The following is a 14,734-nucleotide window of genomic DNA, read 5'->3' as shown; positions in this document are numbered from 1 at the left end:
CACGGCAATGGTACTGCACCCGGAAGAGTGTGGGAGAGTAGCACACCGCCGCCACTAAACGTGATTAAGGGAGGCATCTCCAGGACAATATCCTTGGAGATGCCTCCCTTTTTCATATCCGCAACAGACTTGGGCTTAAAGATTCATGCCTTCTCGCACAGCCACATTCCAAGTAACTGAACACAGTTAAGCGGAATATGAAAAAGTTGCTTCGTACTCATGCTGACTTGTATTTGAGCGGCCTGCGATTTGATATTCGAAATCACTGATCCGGAAGCTCTGGCTTGTTTTGCCGCCTGTTGTTTCTGATCCAGGACATCTAGAATGGAAAGCAGCCGAATCGGGCGCACAAAAACACATATGCGGAGAAAGCGGATAAACATGGGCAAAAGAATCATTCTTGTAGGAGCCACAGGCAGAGTAGGTGCATTGACCTGCGCTGATCTGGTAAAAGCCGGTCATGAAGTGGTTGCCTGCGCACGAGAGGCCTCGAAGATTCCCGCCAGCCAGCAGGTAGAACCAATCACGCTGGATTTGCATGACCCGCTTTCCCAAGTAACCGACGCATTCCGCAAGTCGCATGCGGATGCTGTCGTCTTCACTGCAGGATCGCGTGGCAAGGACATCAACCAGATTGACGCCCTGGGAGCCATGAAGACCATAGAGGCCGCTAAAGCGGTCGGCATCACGAGGTATGTCATGCTGGGAGCCATGTATGCAGCCGATTGGCTGCGCTGGGAGCAGCCCCAGGTCAAACCTGCTATCGATGCCCTCGCTGACTATTACGTGACCAAGAACATGGCCGACCAATACCTGATCGGTTCCGGGCTGGACTACACCATTATCGAGCCAGGCAGCCTGACCGAGCAGGAAGGCACAGGAACCATCCAGGTCGAGCCAGACGGGCCCGGTCCCATACCGATCGCCGATGTGGCACAATGCCTGGCCGACTGCGTCGACCTGGAGCAGACCATAGGCAGGATCTACAACATCATCGGCGGCAGCACGCCCATCAGCAAGGCCCTGACTGCAAACCAGTAATAGAACCGCCAATTCCTCAAGAGCAATGTCCGCCTACAGACTATGGCGTGTCTGCAGAGCAACAGGAATGGTACCTTGGTTGCATTGCTTGTTGCCTTTATGCTGTTGATCGCGCGCTGGCGCATTGCGTCCCAGTGACCTTTATGAAGGTGGGGTTGGCGTGGGGACTGGGCGCAACCGAAGGAGGTCGTCAATGAACATCACCAATTTCCGGGATCTGGGTGGCATGCGGACCATCCATGGCCGCCGGGTCCGCCAGCACAAGTTCATCCGATCAGGAGAGCTGGTGGGTCTGGACGAAGATACGAAGAGGGAGCTGGTCGACCGCTACCAGGTGACGCAGGTTGTGGATTTCCGACGGCCCTTTGAGAGACAGGAAAGTCCGGACGACAGGATCGATGGCGTGACCTTTACCAACATCGATCTGTTGGAGCAAAGCGGCACCGGCGGCGCCAGCTTGGACGATTTCGCCTCGCTGGGTTTGGCGGAGCAGGTCAACGGCCACATGTTGAATGTCTATCATGACCTGGTCATGAATCCTGCGGCCCAGCAGGGGTATGGGAAGTTCCTGCGCATCGTCGTGGACAACACACAGGGGGCTACGCTCTTCCACTGCTTTGCCGGCAAGGACAGGACCGGGTTCGCCGCGGCCCTGGTGCTCTGGCTGCTGGAGGTGGACGACGACCAGATATTCGCGGACTATCTGAAGACCAACCAAGAGAGGGTCGCGGCCAACAATCAGCTGCTGGACCAATTCCGCGCCAAGGGCTTCGACCAGGATTCGTTGGACGCGCTAGAGATTGCGCTCTGCGTCAAGAAAGAATACCTGGCTCATGCCCAACAGACCATGATCGAGGCCTATGGGGACGTCTTTACCTATGCGCGGCAGGCCCTAGGGTTCGGGCCAGACCAGGTAGAGGCCCTGCGTCGCAACCTGCTTGAGTAACCGCATAAGGCTGGAAGGCGGCTGGAACGGGTAGACTCGAGCCTAGACGTTAATTGCGAGGAGGACATTGTGCGATACATGAACTTAGGACAGTCCGGATTCCGGGCCTCCCGTGTGGCCCTGGGGGTCATGCGGATCGATCAAAAGAGCCGCGAGGAAGCGCGGACCATTGTGGAGACGGCCATGAATGCGGGCGTTGACTTCTTCGACACTGCAGACTGCTACCATGCCGGGGCCAGCAGCCGGGCTCTGGGGCAGGCTCTGAAGGATCTGAGCGTAGACCGGGACAGCGTGGGCATCCAGACCAAGTTCGGCATCTTCCGCAACCCGGACAGCGACCAGATCACCCGCTACGACTTCTCCAAGGATCACCTGCTGAAGGCCCTGGATGAGGAGCTGGTCAACCTGCAGACCGACCATGTCGACTTCGTGCTGCTGCATCGTCCCGACACCCTGGTCGACTTGGGCGATCTGGCCGAGGCCTTCAATGAACTGCAGACCAGTGGAAAGGTTCGGCACTTCGGCGTCAGCAACGTCAACCCCATGCAGGTGGAGCTGCTGCAGAGCGCGGTAAGCCAGCGGCTGGAGGTCAACCAGCTGCAGTTCGGCCTGGGGCACACCGGCATGGTCGACCAGGAGATCCACGTCAATATGGGCGACGATCCCAGCCTGGATCATGATGGCGGTCTTCTGGCCTATTCGCGGCTGAAGTCCATGACCATTCAGGCTTGGAGCCCCTTCCAGACAGGATACTTCGACGGGGTCTTCCTGGACAATCCCCGCTATCCCGAACTCAACGCCGAGCTGGACAAACTGGCCAAGCAGCATGGGGTAGCCAAAAGCGCTATTGCTGTGGCCTGGATTCTGCGGCATCCCGCGGGCATACAGGTGCTTCTGGGATCTATGAACCCCGAGCGCATCACGCAGATGGCCGCCGGCGCGGATGTGGATCTGACCGCTCAGGAATGGTACGACCTCTACCTGAGCGCCGGTCACGACCTGCCCTGATCTGTGCTCTAGGGTCGCTCACGTCCACCCGGCTTTAATTGCTTCGGGTTATGAACGATTGCGCCCTGCCAGTCTGATCTTGCATCATCGGCTTGCGTCATCTGACAGGGCTTGTCTGGCCAGGCGTTGGGCGCTATGAGTGTATAAGTGCGCAGAAGGAAAGTCAGATCGGTTTCGAGGTAGTCGTACGCTGTCATGCATTATTTCACCCCACGACGTTGCGCTGCTACGTCCAAGATCATGTATCACGATCGGGCCAAGGCCCAGCAGGCCGCCGACCGCAGCATGGTCGAACGCAACGTTCTTCTGTGGGTCTACCGTTGCGACTACTGCGGAAGCTGGCATCTGACCAGTCATGAGCCGGGCTCCTACCAGCGCACGAGGATGGGCTCGCGAACTTTGAAACCGCATAGCCGCAAACGTGGGTACAAGCCTCGTCGCAGGTGAGGCAGTCATTGCCGAGTTGATGCTGATTGACTCTGCCGGCCCCTAACAGCAAGATCGGATTCCGCTGATCTCGCTGTTAGGGGCCGATTGGGCTTTGTCTGTTCACTTAAGGCCGGTGAACTAGGCTGGTGAACATATCAGGTGAGCCCTGCAGTTGTCTGGCCAGCAGGGATTTCGTTGCCCTAGCAGGCTGGGTCGAAGCCCTGTCGGCGGATCGAATCCAGCATGGGTTCATGGCCGGAGGCGGGATTGCGAACCTTGTCAGCCATCATGGCGCTGAACGAGCGGTGGGGGTCGTCCAGGTGCCGGATGTCGCGATAATAGCGGGTGACCGTCTGATCGAAGTCAGCCAAGGCATCCTTCATGCCTGCATCATCGTCGGCCCGCTGATAGGTGTTGGTAAAGATTTGCGCCTGACGAGGCATCCTGGGCTTGGGATCCGGATCCTGGGCCGGATGGCCGATGGCAAGACCCAGCACCGGATAGACCAGTTTGGGCAGCTTCAGCAGATCAATCAATCTGTTCGTGTCATTGATGACGCTGCCCAGAATGACGCCGCCCAGGCCCAGCGCGTTGGCGGCGGTCTCCATGGCGTGCAGGGCCAGGACCGCATCGTTCTGTGACTGCAGGAAGACATAACCAGTGTTGAGCAGGGTGGTGTCCGGATCCAGATCATCGGCGAATCGCCGGACCAGATCGGCATTGCGGCGCTGGTCGGCCAGGAAGATGTAGAGCAACGGGGCTTCGGCTACATAGCGCTGATGAGCCATATCGGCGATAGCCAGCGCCTCATCATGATCCGTGATCCTGACGGCCGACCATTCATGGAAATATCGGCTGGTCGCTGCATGCTGGGCCGCCTGCTCCAGCAGGGCGATGGTCTGGTCGTCAACCGGTTCGTCGGTGAATCCGCGGATGGAGCGTCGCTCAAGCAAGGTCCGTATGGTGGGATTGTCGGCCGGATTCGAGGCCGGGGTTTTCTGTGAATTTGATAAGGTCATTTTGACATTCTGGCCGTCAACGCCTGCCAATGCAAGACCTTGTCGTCAAAATCACGCAATCAGCGTTATCAGGACCAGCCTGGTTATCAGTCAGCGTCCTGTGCTTTCAGCTCTGATGGCGGCGATCGATCAGAGCCTGGGAACCACGCTCGAACAGGCCTGAGACCAGAGCGGTGACGGCGGCCGACAGAACGCCAAAGAGGAGGCCGGCGGTAGCGCTCTCCTGATCCTCTTCAGGGCTGTCCGCGCCTCCGTTGCGCTTGCGGACCAGTCCGCCCCAGAAGGCTTGGAAGAGCTTGCCAGCCAGCAGTGCGGCGATGCTGGGAAGCGCAAACTTGACCAGCTTGTCTGTCAGCGATTCCGGGTCCGATTCAATCGAGTTGCGCATGTCATTCACCTTGCCATCCACCTGATGAAGCATGCCGACCACTTGGTCGGCCATCCCGCCAGGTTCCCGTCCTGAGTCCGTCATGGGTCCATTATCCCACACGCCTGGGGGTCTGGGGCGTGACCGGACCGTGGGTTAAACTGCTATCCATGGACATTGCGAAGAATACGTCGGGCAATGATGCCTCGACCGAGAGCGAAGGCTACGCTGTGCTGCTGCGGCATGGTCAGACAGTTTGGAGCGAAACCGGACAATATACGGGGCGCACTGATATCCCCCTGACTGACCAAGGGCGCGAACAGGCCAAAGAGGCGGGTCAAAGGCTGGCTAAGGCCTTCCCCAATGGGTTTGACCCTGACTGCATTTTTTCCAGCCCCCTGCAACGAGCCAGACAGACAGCCGAGCTGGCCGGTTTCTCTGATCCGGCGCCGATGGATGAGATCTTGGAGTGGGATTACGGTCCGGCCGAGGGGCACCGTCCTCAGGATGTGGTGGCCAGCCTTGGCCGTGAGTGGAAACTGTGGATCGACGGTCCGCATGCTTTGGGCATCGATGAGCTGAGTGGCGACCGGGTGGTCGATCTGCCTTCAGGCAGTCCCGTTTCCGTACATGTGACTCAGGGCGAAAGTCTGGATCAGGTAGCTGCCCGTGCGCGTGGGATCGTCGAATGGCTCGAGCCCCTGGTGTGTTCGGGGCGGCATGTGCTCCTGGTGGCGCACGCCCACATCCTGCGCATCCTGACGACGCAGTGGCTTGACTTGGATCCCCATAAGGCCCAGCTGTTCCGGATGAATACGGCGCATTACGGTGTTCTTGGCATCTACCAGGGCAAGCGTGTGCTCAGGCAGTGGAACGTGTGATTGAGCTGAATATCAGTTTGTCTTAGTGGGTTTGACGATTTCGATTGAGTCTGAACGGGATACCGTAAGCCTGGTCGAGCAGTAATCCATGGTGCGTTATGGTTGTCGTCCAGATGTGAGGCTTTCGGCCTCATGCCTTGGACGGGATGTACTGCTGCGTAGAATTAGCCTCGCAGGTACTGTTTCGCAAGGGTTAGTTATTTTCTTGCCCGCAATAAGGTCTAAAGCTTTCTTGGCGGCAATCTCTCCAAGTCGTATGGGATCCTGATGGATTGTAGTCAATCCGACTTCATGAGCGTACAGGCTGTCATCGAAACCTGTCACCGAGACTGTGACAGGTACCTCAATGCCGCTCTTCTGCAATTCAAACATTAAGGGCACGGCTATACCATCCTCTTGGCAAGCTATAGCAGTGGGAAGGGATGAAAGGCTGAATATTTGCGTTAAAGCATCATCTATCTGGTCATGGCTGTCTGCAACCTTGATAATGGTGGGTTCCACTCCATTGGCTCGGCAGGTATCGAGAAAGGCATTAACGCGCTTTTGCGCACTGAAATGAAGTACTGAAGCATACATCTCCGTAATGATGAAGACAATATTTCGGTGCCCCAATGACAGGAGATGACGTGCCAGCAGCATGCCTCCCTGCACGTCATCAATATTGACTGCTGCGTCGAACAGCTCCGATAATGATGAATTGATGCCGACAAGAGGAACATCTACTGAATGAAGTCGTTCAACTTCGTCCTTGTCAATGTCAAACGAGGTTACGATGACTGCATCAGCGTTGCGCCTGATAGGGAGATCACGGAAGAAGTTTTGTCGTTCTTGAAGGGTCAGAATTCGACGTATAGCAATGTCATAGCCAGCCGGGTTAAAGATTGTGTTCAGCCCTTCCAAGATTGAAGAATTGAACCAGGACTGGATAGGGCTGTTAATCAGTAATGCGATACGTAGCGACTGTCCTGATTTCAGTACAGTAGCTGATCTCATGATGGAGAAGTTCAGTCGGCGCGCTGCCTCAAGTACCCGTGCCCTTGTCTTGTCGGATACCAATGAAGGGTTGTTGAAAGCTCGTGAGACTGTGGAAACCGATACATGTGCCGAGGCAGCAACATCCTGAATTGTCGCATTCACAAGGTTGCCGCCTTTCAGTTGTTCCCAGCGCTCGCAGGCCGAGCTCTCCTTCTAATGCGGGGATCGGTCGTAAATGTTCACTCTAATAATATCCATGCAGTGGCATCTCGAGGAAGAAGGTTGTCTACGATTTCTAATGAAGCAAGAACTATGCTACCGGCAGGTAAAGGAATGGGGCGTTCGCCGAAATTGGTGATGACTGCTAGTTTGCCATTTCCGCTGCTGCATGATCGGGTGTATGCAATCACTTTCGGATCGTCATAGTCCGTCAGCCAGGTCAGAGATGTATTAGGCATCTCTGTCAACAATCGTGCACGTTTAGCTATGGCCTGTCTGTAGAGACTCAACATGGATGATGGATCTGACTCTTCGCGATTAACGCAGAACCTTGCGAACCACATGGGTTGGGGCAGGTGAGGCTTTACGAATTGCCCGGATTTGCATGTGGAGAATCCGAAGGTTCCGTTCTGCCCGAATTTCTGATTCCATGATGCTGGCTCGGGGGAGTCATGGTCATCCCAAGGCAAGGGGACACGGCAGCCGTCACGTCCCTTTTCTTTTAAAGGTCCTTTCGAACGTACGGCTGTCGGATCCTCTAAGCGCTCCCACGGAATGTCTGCCACCTCAAAGAGACCTAATTCCTCCCCTTGATAAATGTATACAGACCCGGGCAAGCCCATTTCAAGTAGGATAGCGGCCCTTGCCCTCTGTGTACCTAGCACGCGGTTTTCTTCATAGGACTCGCCGTTTCGTAGCACCCAGTCCTTAGCTAATTGATGCTGTGTTCGGGAGTGGATCTGCGGCAACGCATAACGGCTGGCATGTCGAACCAGATCGTGGTTGCTCATTACCCATGTAGCCGTTGAGCGGGAGCGTTCGGCTGTTTGGAGACCATCCTCAATCGCATTCCGAATTTCTGAGGAATCCCAATTGGCCTTGGCAAATTCGAAATTGAATACCTGTCCTAATTCATTCTTGGAGGCGTAACGGTATTGGTGATCCGGCTCGACCCAAGCTTCTCCAACCGCAAACCGGGCCGGTGTATATTCATCAAATACTTTTCTCCACTCGCGGTAGATGTCATGAACCTCCGGACGATCCCAGAGAGGATTACTCCCATCTGGATTATCTTTGTTTTGCAGGGTCCATTGGTTTAGCTCTTCCAGAGGCCGGTTTAATACGTCTTTGGCCAGGCCATGTGCGACATCGATGCGGAACCCATCGGTTCCATGATCGGACCAGAAGCGAAGCGTGCGCTTGAAGTCTTCGCGCACATCCGCATTCTTCCAGTTTAAGTCGGGTTGTTCGGAAGCAAATATGTGCAGATACCATTGGCCGTCTTCAACTTGTTTCCATGCGGAGCCACCGAATTCTGATATCCAGTCAGTGGGAGGAATGGAACCATCAGGACCTCTGCCGTCACGGAATATATACCGGTTACGGGCCTCAGACCCTTTTGGTGAGGCAAGAGCCTCCTGAAACCAAGGGTGATGATCCGATGTATGGTTGGGCACAATGTCAACAATGACTTTGATCCCATGTGAGTGAGCTGTTGCTGTCATGGTATCGAAGTCCGCCATAGTTCCTAGACGCGGGTCGACATTGCGGTAGTCAATGACATCATAGCCACCGTCGACCAGTTCAGAAGGATAGAAGGGTGAAAGCCAGATGGCATCGACTCCTAGGTAATCCAGATAGCTTATTTTACTCGTAATTCCAGCGATGTCGCCAATCCCGTCTTTGTTCGAGTCTTTGAAGCTACGTGGATAAATTTGATAGACGACCGCTTGTTTCCACCAGTCGTCCCGTTTCTGCATCTGCTGCATAATGCTCCTCCTGTGACATTGTGCTGCGGCAACAGGTAAGTGGCCCCACCGATATGCCTGGTTGCTCATGCCGGCTGCACTGCCAACCTGTACGATTATTGGATGGATGTCCCTATCGGATCGATCGAAAAGACATACCGATCCGTATTGCTTTTATTCGCCGCCTATGGCCTCCTCTTTCAGCAAGTGGTATACAGATAACCTATACTATAGAGATGACAACGATTGCAATTGAGAGTTGCAATAACTCATTACGCCATGCAATTATTATAAGGCATCTGATCAGCTATGAAGACTCATTACCGAAACTATAGAACAATAAGGGGTCTTGAATATAAAAATAACCTCGACTGACTGCCATTAAAGGCAATAAAATAGAGAAGTATTGGAACTCATGCATACGTTGTTTCTGTTTTTGATAGAAGCAAATAGCTGCAATATCAGCTAAATAAGATGTCCTTTTGATTTTGAAGTGTTGATTATTTTCCTCATATTTGACAACGGTTGCAGTAGGTGTCATACTGCAAGTGTCCATGAGAATTCGCAAAGGAGCGTGAGCAATATGCGCAGCGGTATCGTGAAAAGTATGACCGTCATGACCACGGTAGCCATGCTGGCTGTGGGTTTGGCAGGTTGTGGCGGCGGTTCGTCCGCTTCCAGTTCCGACAAGGGAAGGGTTTATTTCCTTAATCACAAATCCGAAGTTGCCGATCAGTACCATCAGCTGGCAAAGGATTTCACGAAGAAGACAGGCATTAAGGTTGATATCGTCACAGCTGCGACCAACACACTAGATCAGACTACACAGTCGGAATTGGCCAAGAAGGATGCGCCGACCATTTTGAGTATCGGCATGGATAACTTCCCGAAATTTAAGAAGTATCTGCTGCCTATTCAGGATACTGATGTTTACAAGCTCCTGGATAAGAATGGCAAGGAGTATTCCATGAAGGACGGCAACGATTCCTTTACCTTCCCCTTCGCAGCTGAATATTATGGCATCATCTACAATAAGAAAATCATCAACGAATATGGGACTAAACCCTATGCAGTAGTTAAAAGCGTCGACGAAATCAAGGATTACGCGACATTAAAGAAAGTGATCACTTCAATTCAGGAGCACAAAGACGATCTGGGCCTGCAAGGTGCAGTGACTACGCCGTCTGTGGACGCTTCCGATGAGCACAGGTTCGTATCCCATATGTCACGAATACCGCTTTTCTACGAATATCAGGACTCCAATACCACCTTCAAGCCTGAATTGAAGGGCACTTATTTGAAGAACTACAAGGATCTTTTTGACCTCGAAGTTGCCAGCAGCCCGTCGAATCCAAAGACTGCCAGCAATAAGACCTATGACGACTGTGTTGCTGAATTCTCTCAGGGACAGGTGGCTTTCTTCCCTGAAGGGGTCTGGGCTTATCCTTTGATCCGCAATAACAAGGTGGCGGATGAGGATATGGGTATGCTTCCTTATTGGATGGGCATTCCCGGTGAAGAAAAAATGGGACCTGCATCTGTATATGATGCTTCATGGGCTATTAACAAAAAAACCAGCAAGGCCAATCAGGAAGCATCGCTGAAGTTCATCAAGTGGATGGTCACTTCCGAAGAAGGCAAGGAAACTCTTTCGCATAAGATGAGTTTCTCCGTACCTTTCTCGGCATTCAACGACAAGTACCAGCCCAACAATGTCTTGACTTTGTCCGCACGAGCCTATGAGAAGCAAGGTAAGCCGCTGGTCCGTAGTTTCAACCTCCCCAGCACACAGTGGGGCGACAACCTGGCCAACGCCCTTTTGGAGTATACCCAAGGTACCAAGGACTGGGACAATGTCGAGCACAGCTATATTGATGGTTGGCAGAAGGATTGGAAGCAGGTCAAACAAACAACCGGCGCCTTGCCCACTGCCACTAAACTTCACTAATCGATCGCAGACGAAAGCGGTCGTCTGAATAACAGCATCGCGCGACGGGGACAGACCCTTGATGCGTGCAAAACGCATGAATCTGCCCCCAGCTTCGTCGTCAGTGATGTCTTAAAAGCTGCTCCAAGCAAAGTTGGCGACCGCTCCATGTTAGAAAGTCAGCAACATAATGATATCGATGATAGGCAAATCCATACGTAAATGGTGGATGTTGTTCTCCTTACCGACCTTGGTAGCTTTTATGGTGGGGTTTGTAGTGCCTTTCATTCTCGGCATTTACTTAAGCTTCACAAACTTCACTACTATTACCGATGCCGAATGGATTGGTGTTGGTAATTATTCAGGTGTCTTTAGTGACCCGGAATTCATACATTCCTTAGTGCTTACAGTTCTATTTACAGTCATAACTACCGTAATCATAAATGTTGTCGGGTTCATGATCGCCTATATGCTGACCAAGAAAATCAGTGGATCGACATTGTTCCGTAGCATCTTCTTTATGCCTAACCTGATTGGTGGCATCATTCTAGGATACATCTGGCAGTTGCTGCTCAATGGTGTGCTGTCGTTCTGGAACCGGTCTATCACCTTTTCGGCGACATACGGATTCTGGGGCCTGGTGATACTTACCTGCTGGCAACAAATTGGCTACATGATGATTATCTATATCGCCGGGTTGCAGGCTTTGCCAGGGGATGTCATCGAAGCCGCGCAGGTGGATGGTGCTAGCCAAGGTCAGACATTGCGACGCGTAATTCTGCCCCTGATGATGCCCAGCATCACGGTGTGCACATTCTTGACCATAACCAACGGATTCAAGACATTCGATCAGAACCTCGCATTGACCAACGGTGCTCCATCCAATAATTCCGAGCTGATCACGCTCAATATCTATCGAACCTTCTACGGAACCGCTGGCATGGAGGGGGTCGGGCAGGCCAAGGCTGTCATCTTCTTCGTTATTGTCGCGATAGTGGCGATTGCTCAGAATCGCCTCTCTGCAAGGAAAGAGGTGGCATTGTGAGCAAAAGCACCTTGCGTCACGGCCGTTTGTGGACCGTGTTCTTTTCGCTGGTCTCATTGCTGTGGATTTATCCGTTGATCCTAGTGGTCATCAACTCCTTTAAGAAAAAGGCATATATTTCCACAGAAACTTTCAGCTTGCCCAATGCAGAAAGTTATGCAGGACTGGAAAACTATCGACGCGGCATTGAGCGTACGAATCTTTTGGTCAGCTTCGGGTGGACCATTATCCTGACCGTAGGAAGCGTTTTGTTGGTCCTGCTATGCACATCTATGTGCGCCTGGTGGATAGTTCGCGTTAACAACAAATTCGCAAAGCTCATCTATGTGTTGTTCCTTTTCAACATGATTGTACCTTTTCAGATGATCATGTTTCCACTGTCCAAAATTACGGACATGCTCGGATTGAACACGCCCTGGGGCTTGTGGGTAATCTATCTGGGCTTCGGTGCCGGTCTCGCAGTCTTCATATTTACAGGGGCTGTGAAATCGCTGCCAATGGAAGTCGAGGAATCAGCCATGATTGATGGGGCATCGGTTCCACAGACTTTCTTCAGAATCATCCTGCCCATGATGAAGCCGACGGTCATGAGCGTGGCCATTCTTGAAACCATGTGGATCTGGAATGACTTCTTGCTGCCATATCTGACATTGGATATCAGAAAATACAAAACAATATCGATAGCAGTGCAATATCTAAAAGGCGGCTATGGCGCAGTCGATCTGGGCGCCATGATGGGCTGCCTGGTCTTGGCCATCATACCGGTCGTCGTATTTTATGTGCTCTGCCAGCGATACATCGTTGAGGGTATCACTACTGGAGCTGTAAAGGGGTGAGCTGTGGGTGAAGTAACCAGTAGGAAATCGAGCGGAATAAGAGGCTTCCAACCAATAATGTGCCAGTCGGTCTCTATGGGCTATGATGCCAAAGGCGGTGCTCGTAACCGGTCTTCATTGTATGCTGCGGCAGGATTGGAATGGCCGAACGACTATATTCCAGAGGATGAGATACCTCGATATAATGATTACCCATTTTGTGTAGATGTTTCTAATAATCGACTTCTGGCTTCGCTAGATCGTTCGGCATTCGTTCGTCGTGCAGTAGTCGGTGTGGGGTCTCAGGATGCGCGGGGTTCTGATGCCCCAGGCGTATACACAAAAAAACAATTGGCTTACTTTGATGGTCATTGCGGATTGCGCATGTCGATTGACAGCAGACCTTTTCAACAGCCGTCGCTGAGCTTCGAAAAAGGCATCGTTCCTGTTTTTTGCTTCTGCCGGCGCGACGTCGAAGTGATGCTGCGGGTATTCGTGCCAGCTGTCTATGAGACAAAGGCGAGTGCTGTTTTCCTGCTGGCTGAGGTGAGAAATCAGAGTGATTCGTCCCATACGCTGAATATTGAGTTGGATTGCGAAGAATCAGGTCAATCAAAGTGGCCGGATTTGGCAACGGACGTAACGCTGATTGCTGACGGTAATACCGATAACCATGGCAGCTGCCAGGTGAGCATGGATGCCGGACAGATGATACAGATCGGTTGCATCTGTAGATTCGCCGTCGACGTGCTTCCATCGCCTCGAGTGGTAACTCTTGAGGAAATGGATTGCGCACTTGAGAAAGTCTTAGAGTCCGTGGGCTCACAAGGAGTGTTAGAAGTACCAGAAGAGCCTTGGGTTGGTGAGGAGCTGACTCGAGCGGCTGAACTTGCTAGGCAGAGTGTCCTTCAACTTGCTGACGGTGAGGTCATCGGCTCTTTCTGGGGGTCTAATGTCAACCCGAAACCTGACGTGTGGATGAGGGATTTTTCCTACACGGCTATTGGCTTAGTTGATACGAATCCACAGTTGGCATATAGGTGCGCTAGATATCTTTGCGCTGCCAGTGCTCCTGGCGAACCGTGGGGTACCTCTGAAGAAGGCCAAGCAGGTGAATCGTCGTATCGGCACTCTTTGGGTAACGCCTGCATGGGCGCAGTTGTCCTCTCGATGATTTTTCGACGTTATGGCTACGACTCAGTGGATCAGCCTGATTCGGTGATTGTCGATTATCTTCATCAGCTTGCAAGGTGCATGATCGCCGACCGGCCTGATCGAGGATCATTGTATGCCACGCGTTTCATTTCCGATGGCTTGTCACGCGGGGACTTTCATACTGGTTCCAATATGCTTGCATGGAGAGCTGCAGATGCCTTAATTGAAGATTTCCATGCTCTGTTTGATAACAGCACGATCGAGACGCTGTCGTCGATTCGTTCACAACTCGTGGAGACCATTGAAACGCTGTGCGTGGGGTCCTTCGGTCAGGGTGAGCAGTTCGTGGAAGGTGCATATGCCGATGGCACTCTAGTGCCAATTCATGATGCTGAGGAAAGTGATTTGGCGCTTGCAAGCGTTTATGGTTTTACCAAACGTGATGATCGCCGCATCATCAACCATATGTATTGGGCTCATAGCACAGCTAATCCATATTATGCCCGGATCTCCCGCGGCATTGATTTCTGGGATTTCGACGGAAGCAATGGCGTTTCATATCCTGGGCACCTGTGTTTGCTGAAGCGGACAAGGAATCGTGAGGATCTTCGGCAGGCTTTTGCAGCAATACGTAGGACAACCGATTTAGATGGGTCGTTTTGGTGGTGGCCGTTTAAACATGACGAGACGGATGCGAATCGAGTAAAACGAGGTCTGGGAAAGTGCGGCTGGTGCGGTGGTGAATTCGTGAGTCTCATACTCCATGACATTCTCGGAATACAAACCGATGCGAAAACCAGCTCTGTAAGCTTTGCACCGTATCTGCCTTGGCGCAAGGCTAGCCTCACCGGTTTCGCTTTTCTGGATGGCACAGTGGATTTTGTGGTGGACGACAAAAAGCTTAGCCTAGTAAACAACACAGGTCGCGATATCCATGCTCGTCTACAACTTTGCATGCCCGCAAATTCCATGCTTGAAGATGTCAAAATCAATGGTTCGAGCAGGAGGATGGAAGCTCAGCTGGTCAGGCTGTTCGACAGTTCTTCAGTAGTTTTGAAAGAGATAGTGGGCCCACGGAAGCGGATTGATATGACTATCGCGATTTCCTAAGCGATCAATAGCCGACATACAAGTTTGGACGAATCAGAAAGCGAATGGT

At 52.5% G+C, this 14,734-nt stretch carries 13 protein-coding genes; 9 read left to right on the top strand and 4 right to left on the bottom strand.

What is annotated here, in order from left to right; translation table 11 throughout:
- Positions 1-381: 381 nt before the first annotated feature.
- The 4 genes from QRX41_RS04715 to QRX41_RS04700 all read left to right on the top strand — a co-directional run bounded on the left by QRX41_RS04715 (position 382) and on the right by QRX41_RS04700 (position 3,442).
- On the top strand, positions 382-1,041 hold the full coding sequence (locus tag QRX41_RS04715) for an SDR family oxidoreductase (RefSeq protein WP_313839036.1): 660 nt from the start codon (positions 382-384) through the stop codon (positions 1,039-1,041).
- 193 nt (positions 1,042-1,234) lie between these two features.
- Positions 1,235-1,987 carry a tyrosine-protein phosphatase gene (locus QRX41_RS04710; RefSeq protein ID WP_313839034.1) on the top strand — a complete coding sequence of 251 codons (753 nt, stop codon included), beginning with the start codon at positions 1,235-1,237 and terminating at the stop codon, positions 1,985-1,987.
- A gap of 69 nt (positions 1,988-2,056) precedes the next feature.
- Positions 2,057-2,995, top strand: a complete 939-nt coding sequence (locus QRX41_RS04705) for an aldo/keto reductase (RefSeq protein WP_313839033.1) — start codon at positions 2,057-2,059, stop codon at positions 2,993-2,995.
- A 195-nt stretch (positions 2,996-3,190) separates the two neighbouring features.
- Entirely contained in the window at positions 3,191-3,442 is a 252-nt protein-coding gene (locus QRX41_RS04700) for a hypothetical protein (RefSeq protein WP_313837257.1), read from the top strand.
- 182 nt (positions 3,443-3,624) lie between these two features.
- Here the strand turns inward: QRX41_RS04700 and QRX41_RS04695 are convergent, their stop codons facing one another.
- Positions 3,625-4,443 (bottom strand): nitroreductase family protein, encoded by an 819-nt coding sequence (locus QRX41_RS04695; protein WP_313839031.1) that lies wholly within the window; start codon positions 4,441-4,443, stop codon positions 3,625-3,627.
- A 106-nt stretch (positions 4,444-4,549) separates the two neighbouring features.
- Positions 4,550-4,915 (bottom strand): DUF4235 domain-containing protein, encoded by a 366-nt coding sequence (locus tag QRX41_RS04690; protein ID WP_313839030.1) that lies wholly within the window; start codon positions 4,913-4,915, stop codon positions 4,550-4,552.
- A gap of 65 nt (positions 4,916-4,980) precedes the next feature.
- Between QRX41_RS04690 and QRX41_RS04685 the strand changes: the two genes are divergently transcribed.
- Positions 4,981-5,691, top strand: coding sequence for a histidine phosphatase family protein (locus tag QRX41_RS04685; RefSeq protein WP_313839029.1), 711 nt, complete (start codon positions 4,981-4,983; stop codon positions 5,689-5,691).
- A gap of 96 nt (positions 5,692-5,787) precedes the next feature.
- Here the strand turns inward: QRX41_RS04685 and QRX41_RS04680 are convergent, their stop codons facing one another.
- On the bottom strand, positions 5,788-6,828 hold the full coding sequence (locus tag QRX41_RS04680) for a LacI family DNA-binding transcriptional regulator (protein WP_045923850.1): 1,041 nt from the start codon (positions 6,826-6,828) through the stop codon (positions 5,788-5,790).
- A 77-nt stretch (positions 6,829-6,905) separates the two neighbouring features.
- A complete protein-coding gene (locus QRX41_RS04675) occupies positions 6,906-8,654 on the bottom strand; it encodes a glycoside hydrolase family 13 protein (protein WP_313839028.1) in 1,749 nt (582 codons plus the stop codon).
- 562 nt (positions 8,655-9,216) lie between these two features.
- Between QRX41_RS04675 and QRX41_RS04670 the strand changes: the two genes are divergently transcribed.
- From QRX41_RS04670 to QRX41_RS04655, 4 genes are all read left to right on the top strand, one after another.
- Entirely contained in the window at positions 9,217-10,581 is a 1,365-nt protein-coding gene (locus QRX41_RS04670) for an ABC transporter substrate-binding protein (RefSeq protein WP_045923852.1), read from the top strand.
- A gap of 169 nt (positions 10,582-10,750) precedes the next feature.
- Positions 10,751-11,605 (top strand): carbohydrate ABC transporter permease, encoded by an 855-nt coding sequence (locus QRX41_RS04665; protein ID WP_045923853.1) that lies wholly within the window; start codon positions 10,751-10,753, stop codon positions 11,603-11,605.
- Positions 11,602-12,441 (top strand): carbohydrate ABC transporter permease, encoded by an 840-nt coding sequence (locus QRX41_RS04660; protein ID WP_045923854.1) that lies wholly within the window; start codon positions 11,602-11,604, stop codon positions 12,439-12,441. Before QRX41_RS04665 ends, QRX41_RS04660 begins: the two co-directional genes overlap by 4 nt.
- Positions 12,442-12,516: 75 nt before the next feature.
- Positions 12,517-14,685: a hypothetical protein gene (locus QRX41_RS04655; RefSeq protein ID WP_313839025.1), complete on the top strand. Its 2,169-nt coding sequence runs from the start codon at positions 12,517-12,519 to the stop codon at positions 14,683-14,685.
- The last annotated feature ends 49 nt before the right edge of the window (positions 14,686-14,734 follow it).

This window comes from Bifidobacterium kimbladii (assembly GCF_032193675.1).
GTDB classification, from domain to species: Bacteria; Actinomycetota; Actinomycetes; order Actinomycetales; family Bifidobacteriaceae; genus Bombiscardovia; species Bombiscardovia kimbladii.
This window is presented reverse-complemented; position numbering and strand designations above follow the sequence as displayed.

Coding starts and splice junctions, on each gene's coding strand:
- QRX41_RS04715 (WP_313839036.1), top strand. CDS start 382: ATGGGCAAAAGAATCATTCTTGTAGGAGCCACAGGCAGAGTAGGTGCA.
- QRX41_RS04710 (WP_313839034.1), top strand. CDS start 1,235: ATGAACATCACCAATTTCCGGGATCTGGGTGGCATGCGGACCATCCAT.
- QRX41_RS04700 (WP_313837257.1), top strand. CDS start 3,191: ATGCATTATTTCACCCCACGACGTTGCGCTGCTACGTCCAAGATCATG.
- QRX41_RS04695 (WP_313839031.1), bottom strand. CDS start 4,443: ATGACCTTATCAAATTCACAGAAAACCCCGGCCTCGAATCCGGCCGAC.
- QRX41_RS04690 (WP_313839030.1), bottom strand. CDS start 4,915: ATGACGGACTCAGGACGGGAACCTGGCGGGATGGCCGACCAAGTGGTC.
- QRX41_RS04685 (WP_313839029.1), top strand. CDS start 4,981: ATGGACATTGCGAAGAATACGTCGGGCAATGATGCCTCGACCGAGAGC.
- QRX41_RS04675 (WP_313839028.1), bottom strand. CDS start 8,654: ATGCAGCAGATGCAGAAACGGGACGACTGGTGGAAACAAGCGGTCGTC.
- QRX41_RS04670 (WP_045923852.1), top strand. CDS start 9,217: ATGCGCAGCGGTATCGTGAAAAGTATGACCGTCATGACCACGGTAGCC.
- QRX41_RS04665 (WP_045923853.1), top strand. CDS start 10,751: ATGATATCGATGATAGGCAAATCCATACGTAAATGGTGGATGTTGTTC.
- QRX41_RS04655 (WP_313839025.1), top strand. CDS start 12,517: ATGGGCTATGATGCCAAAGGCGGTGCTCGTAACCGGTCTTCATTGTAT.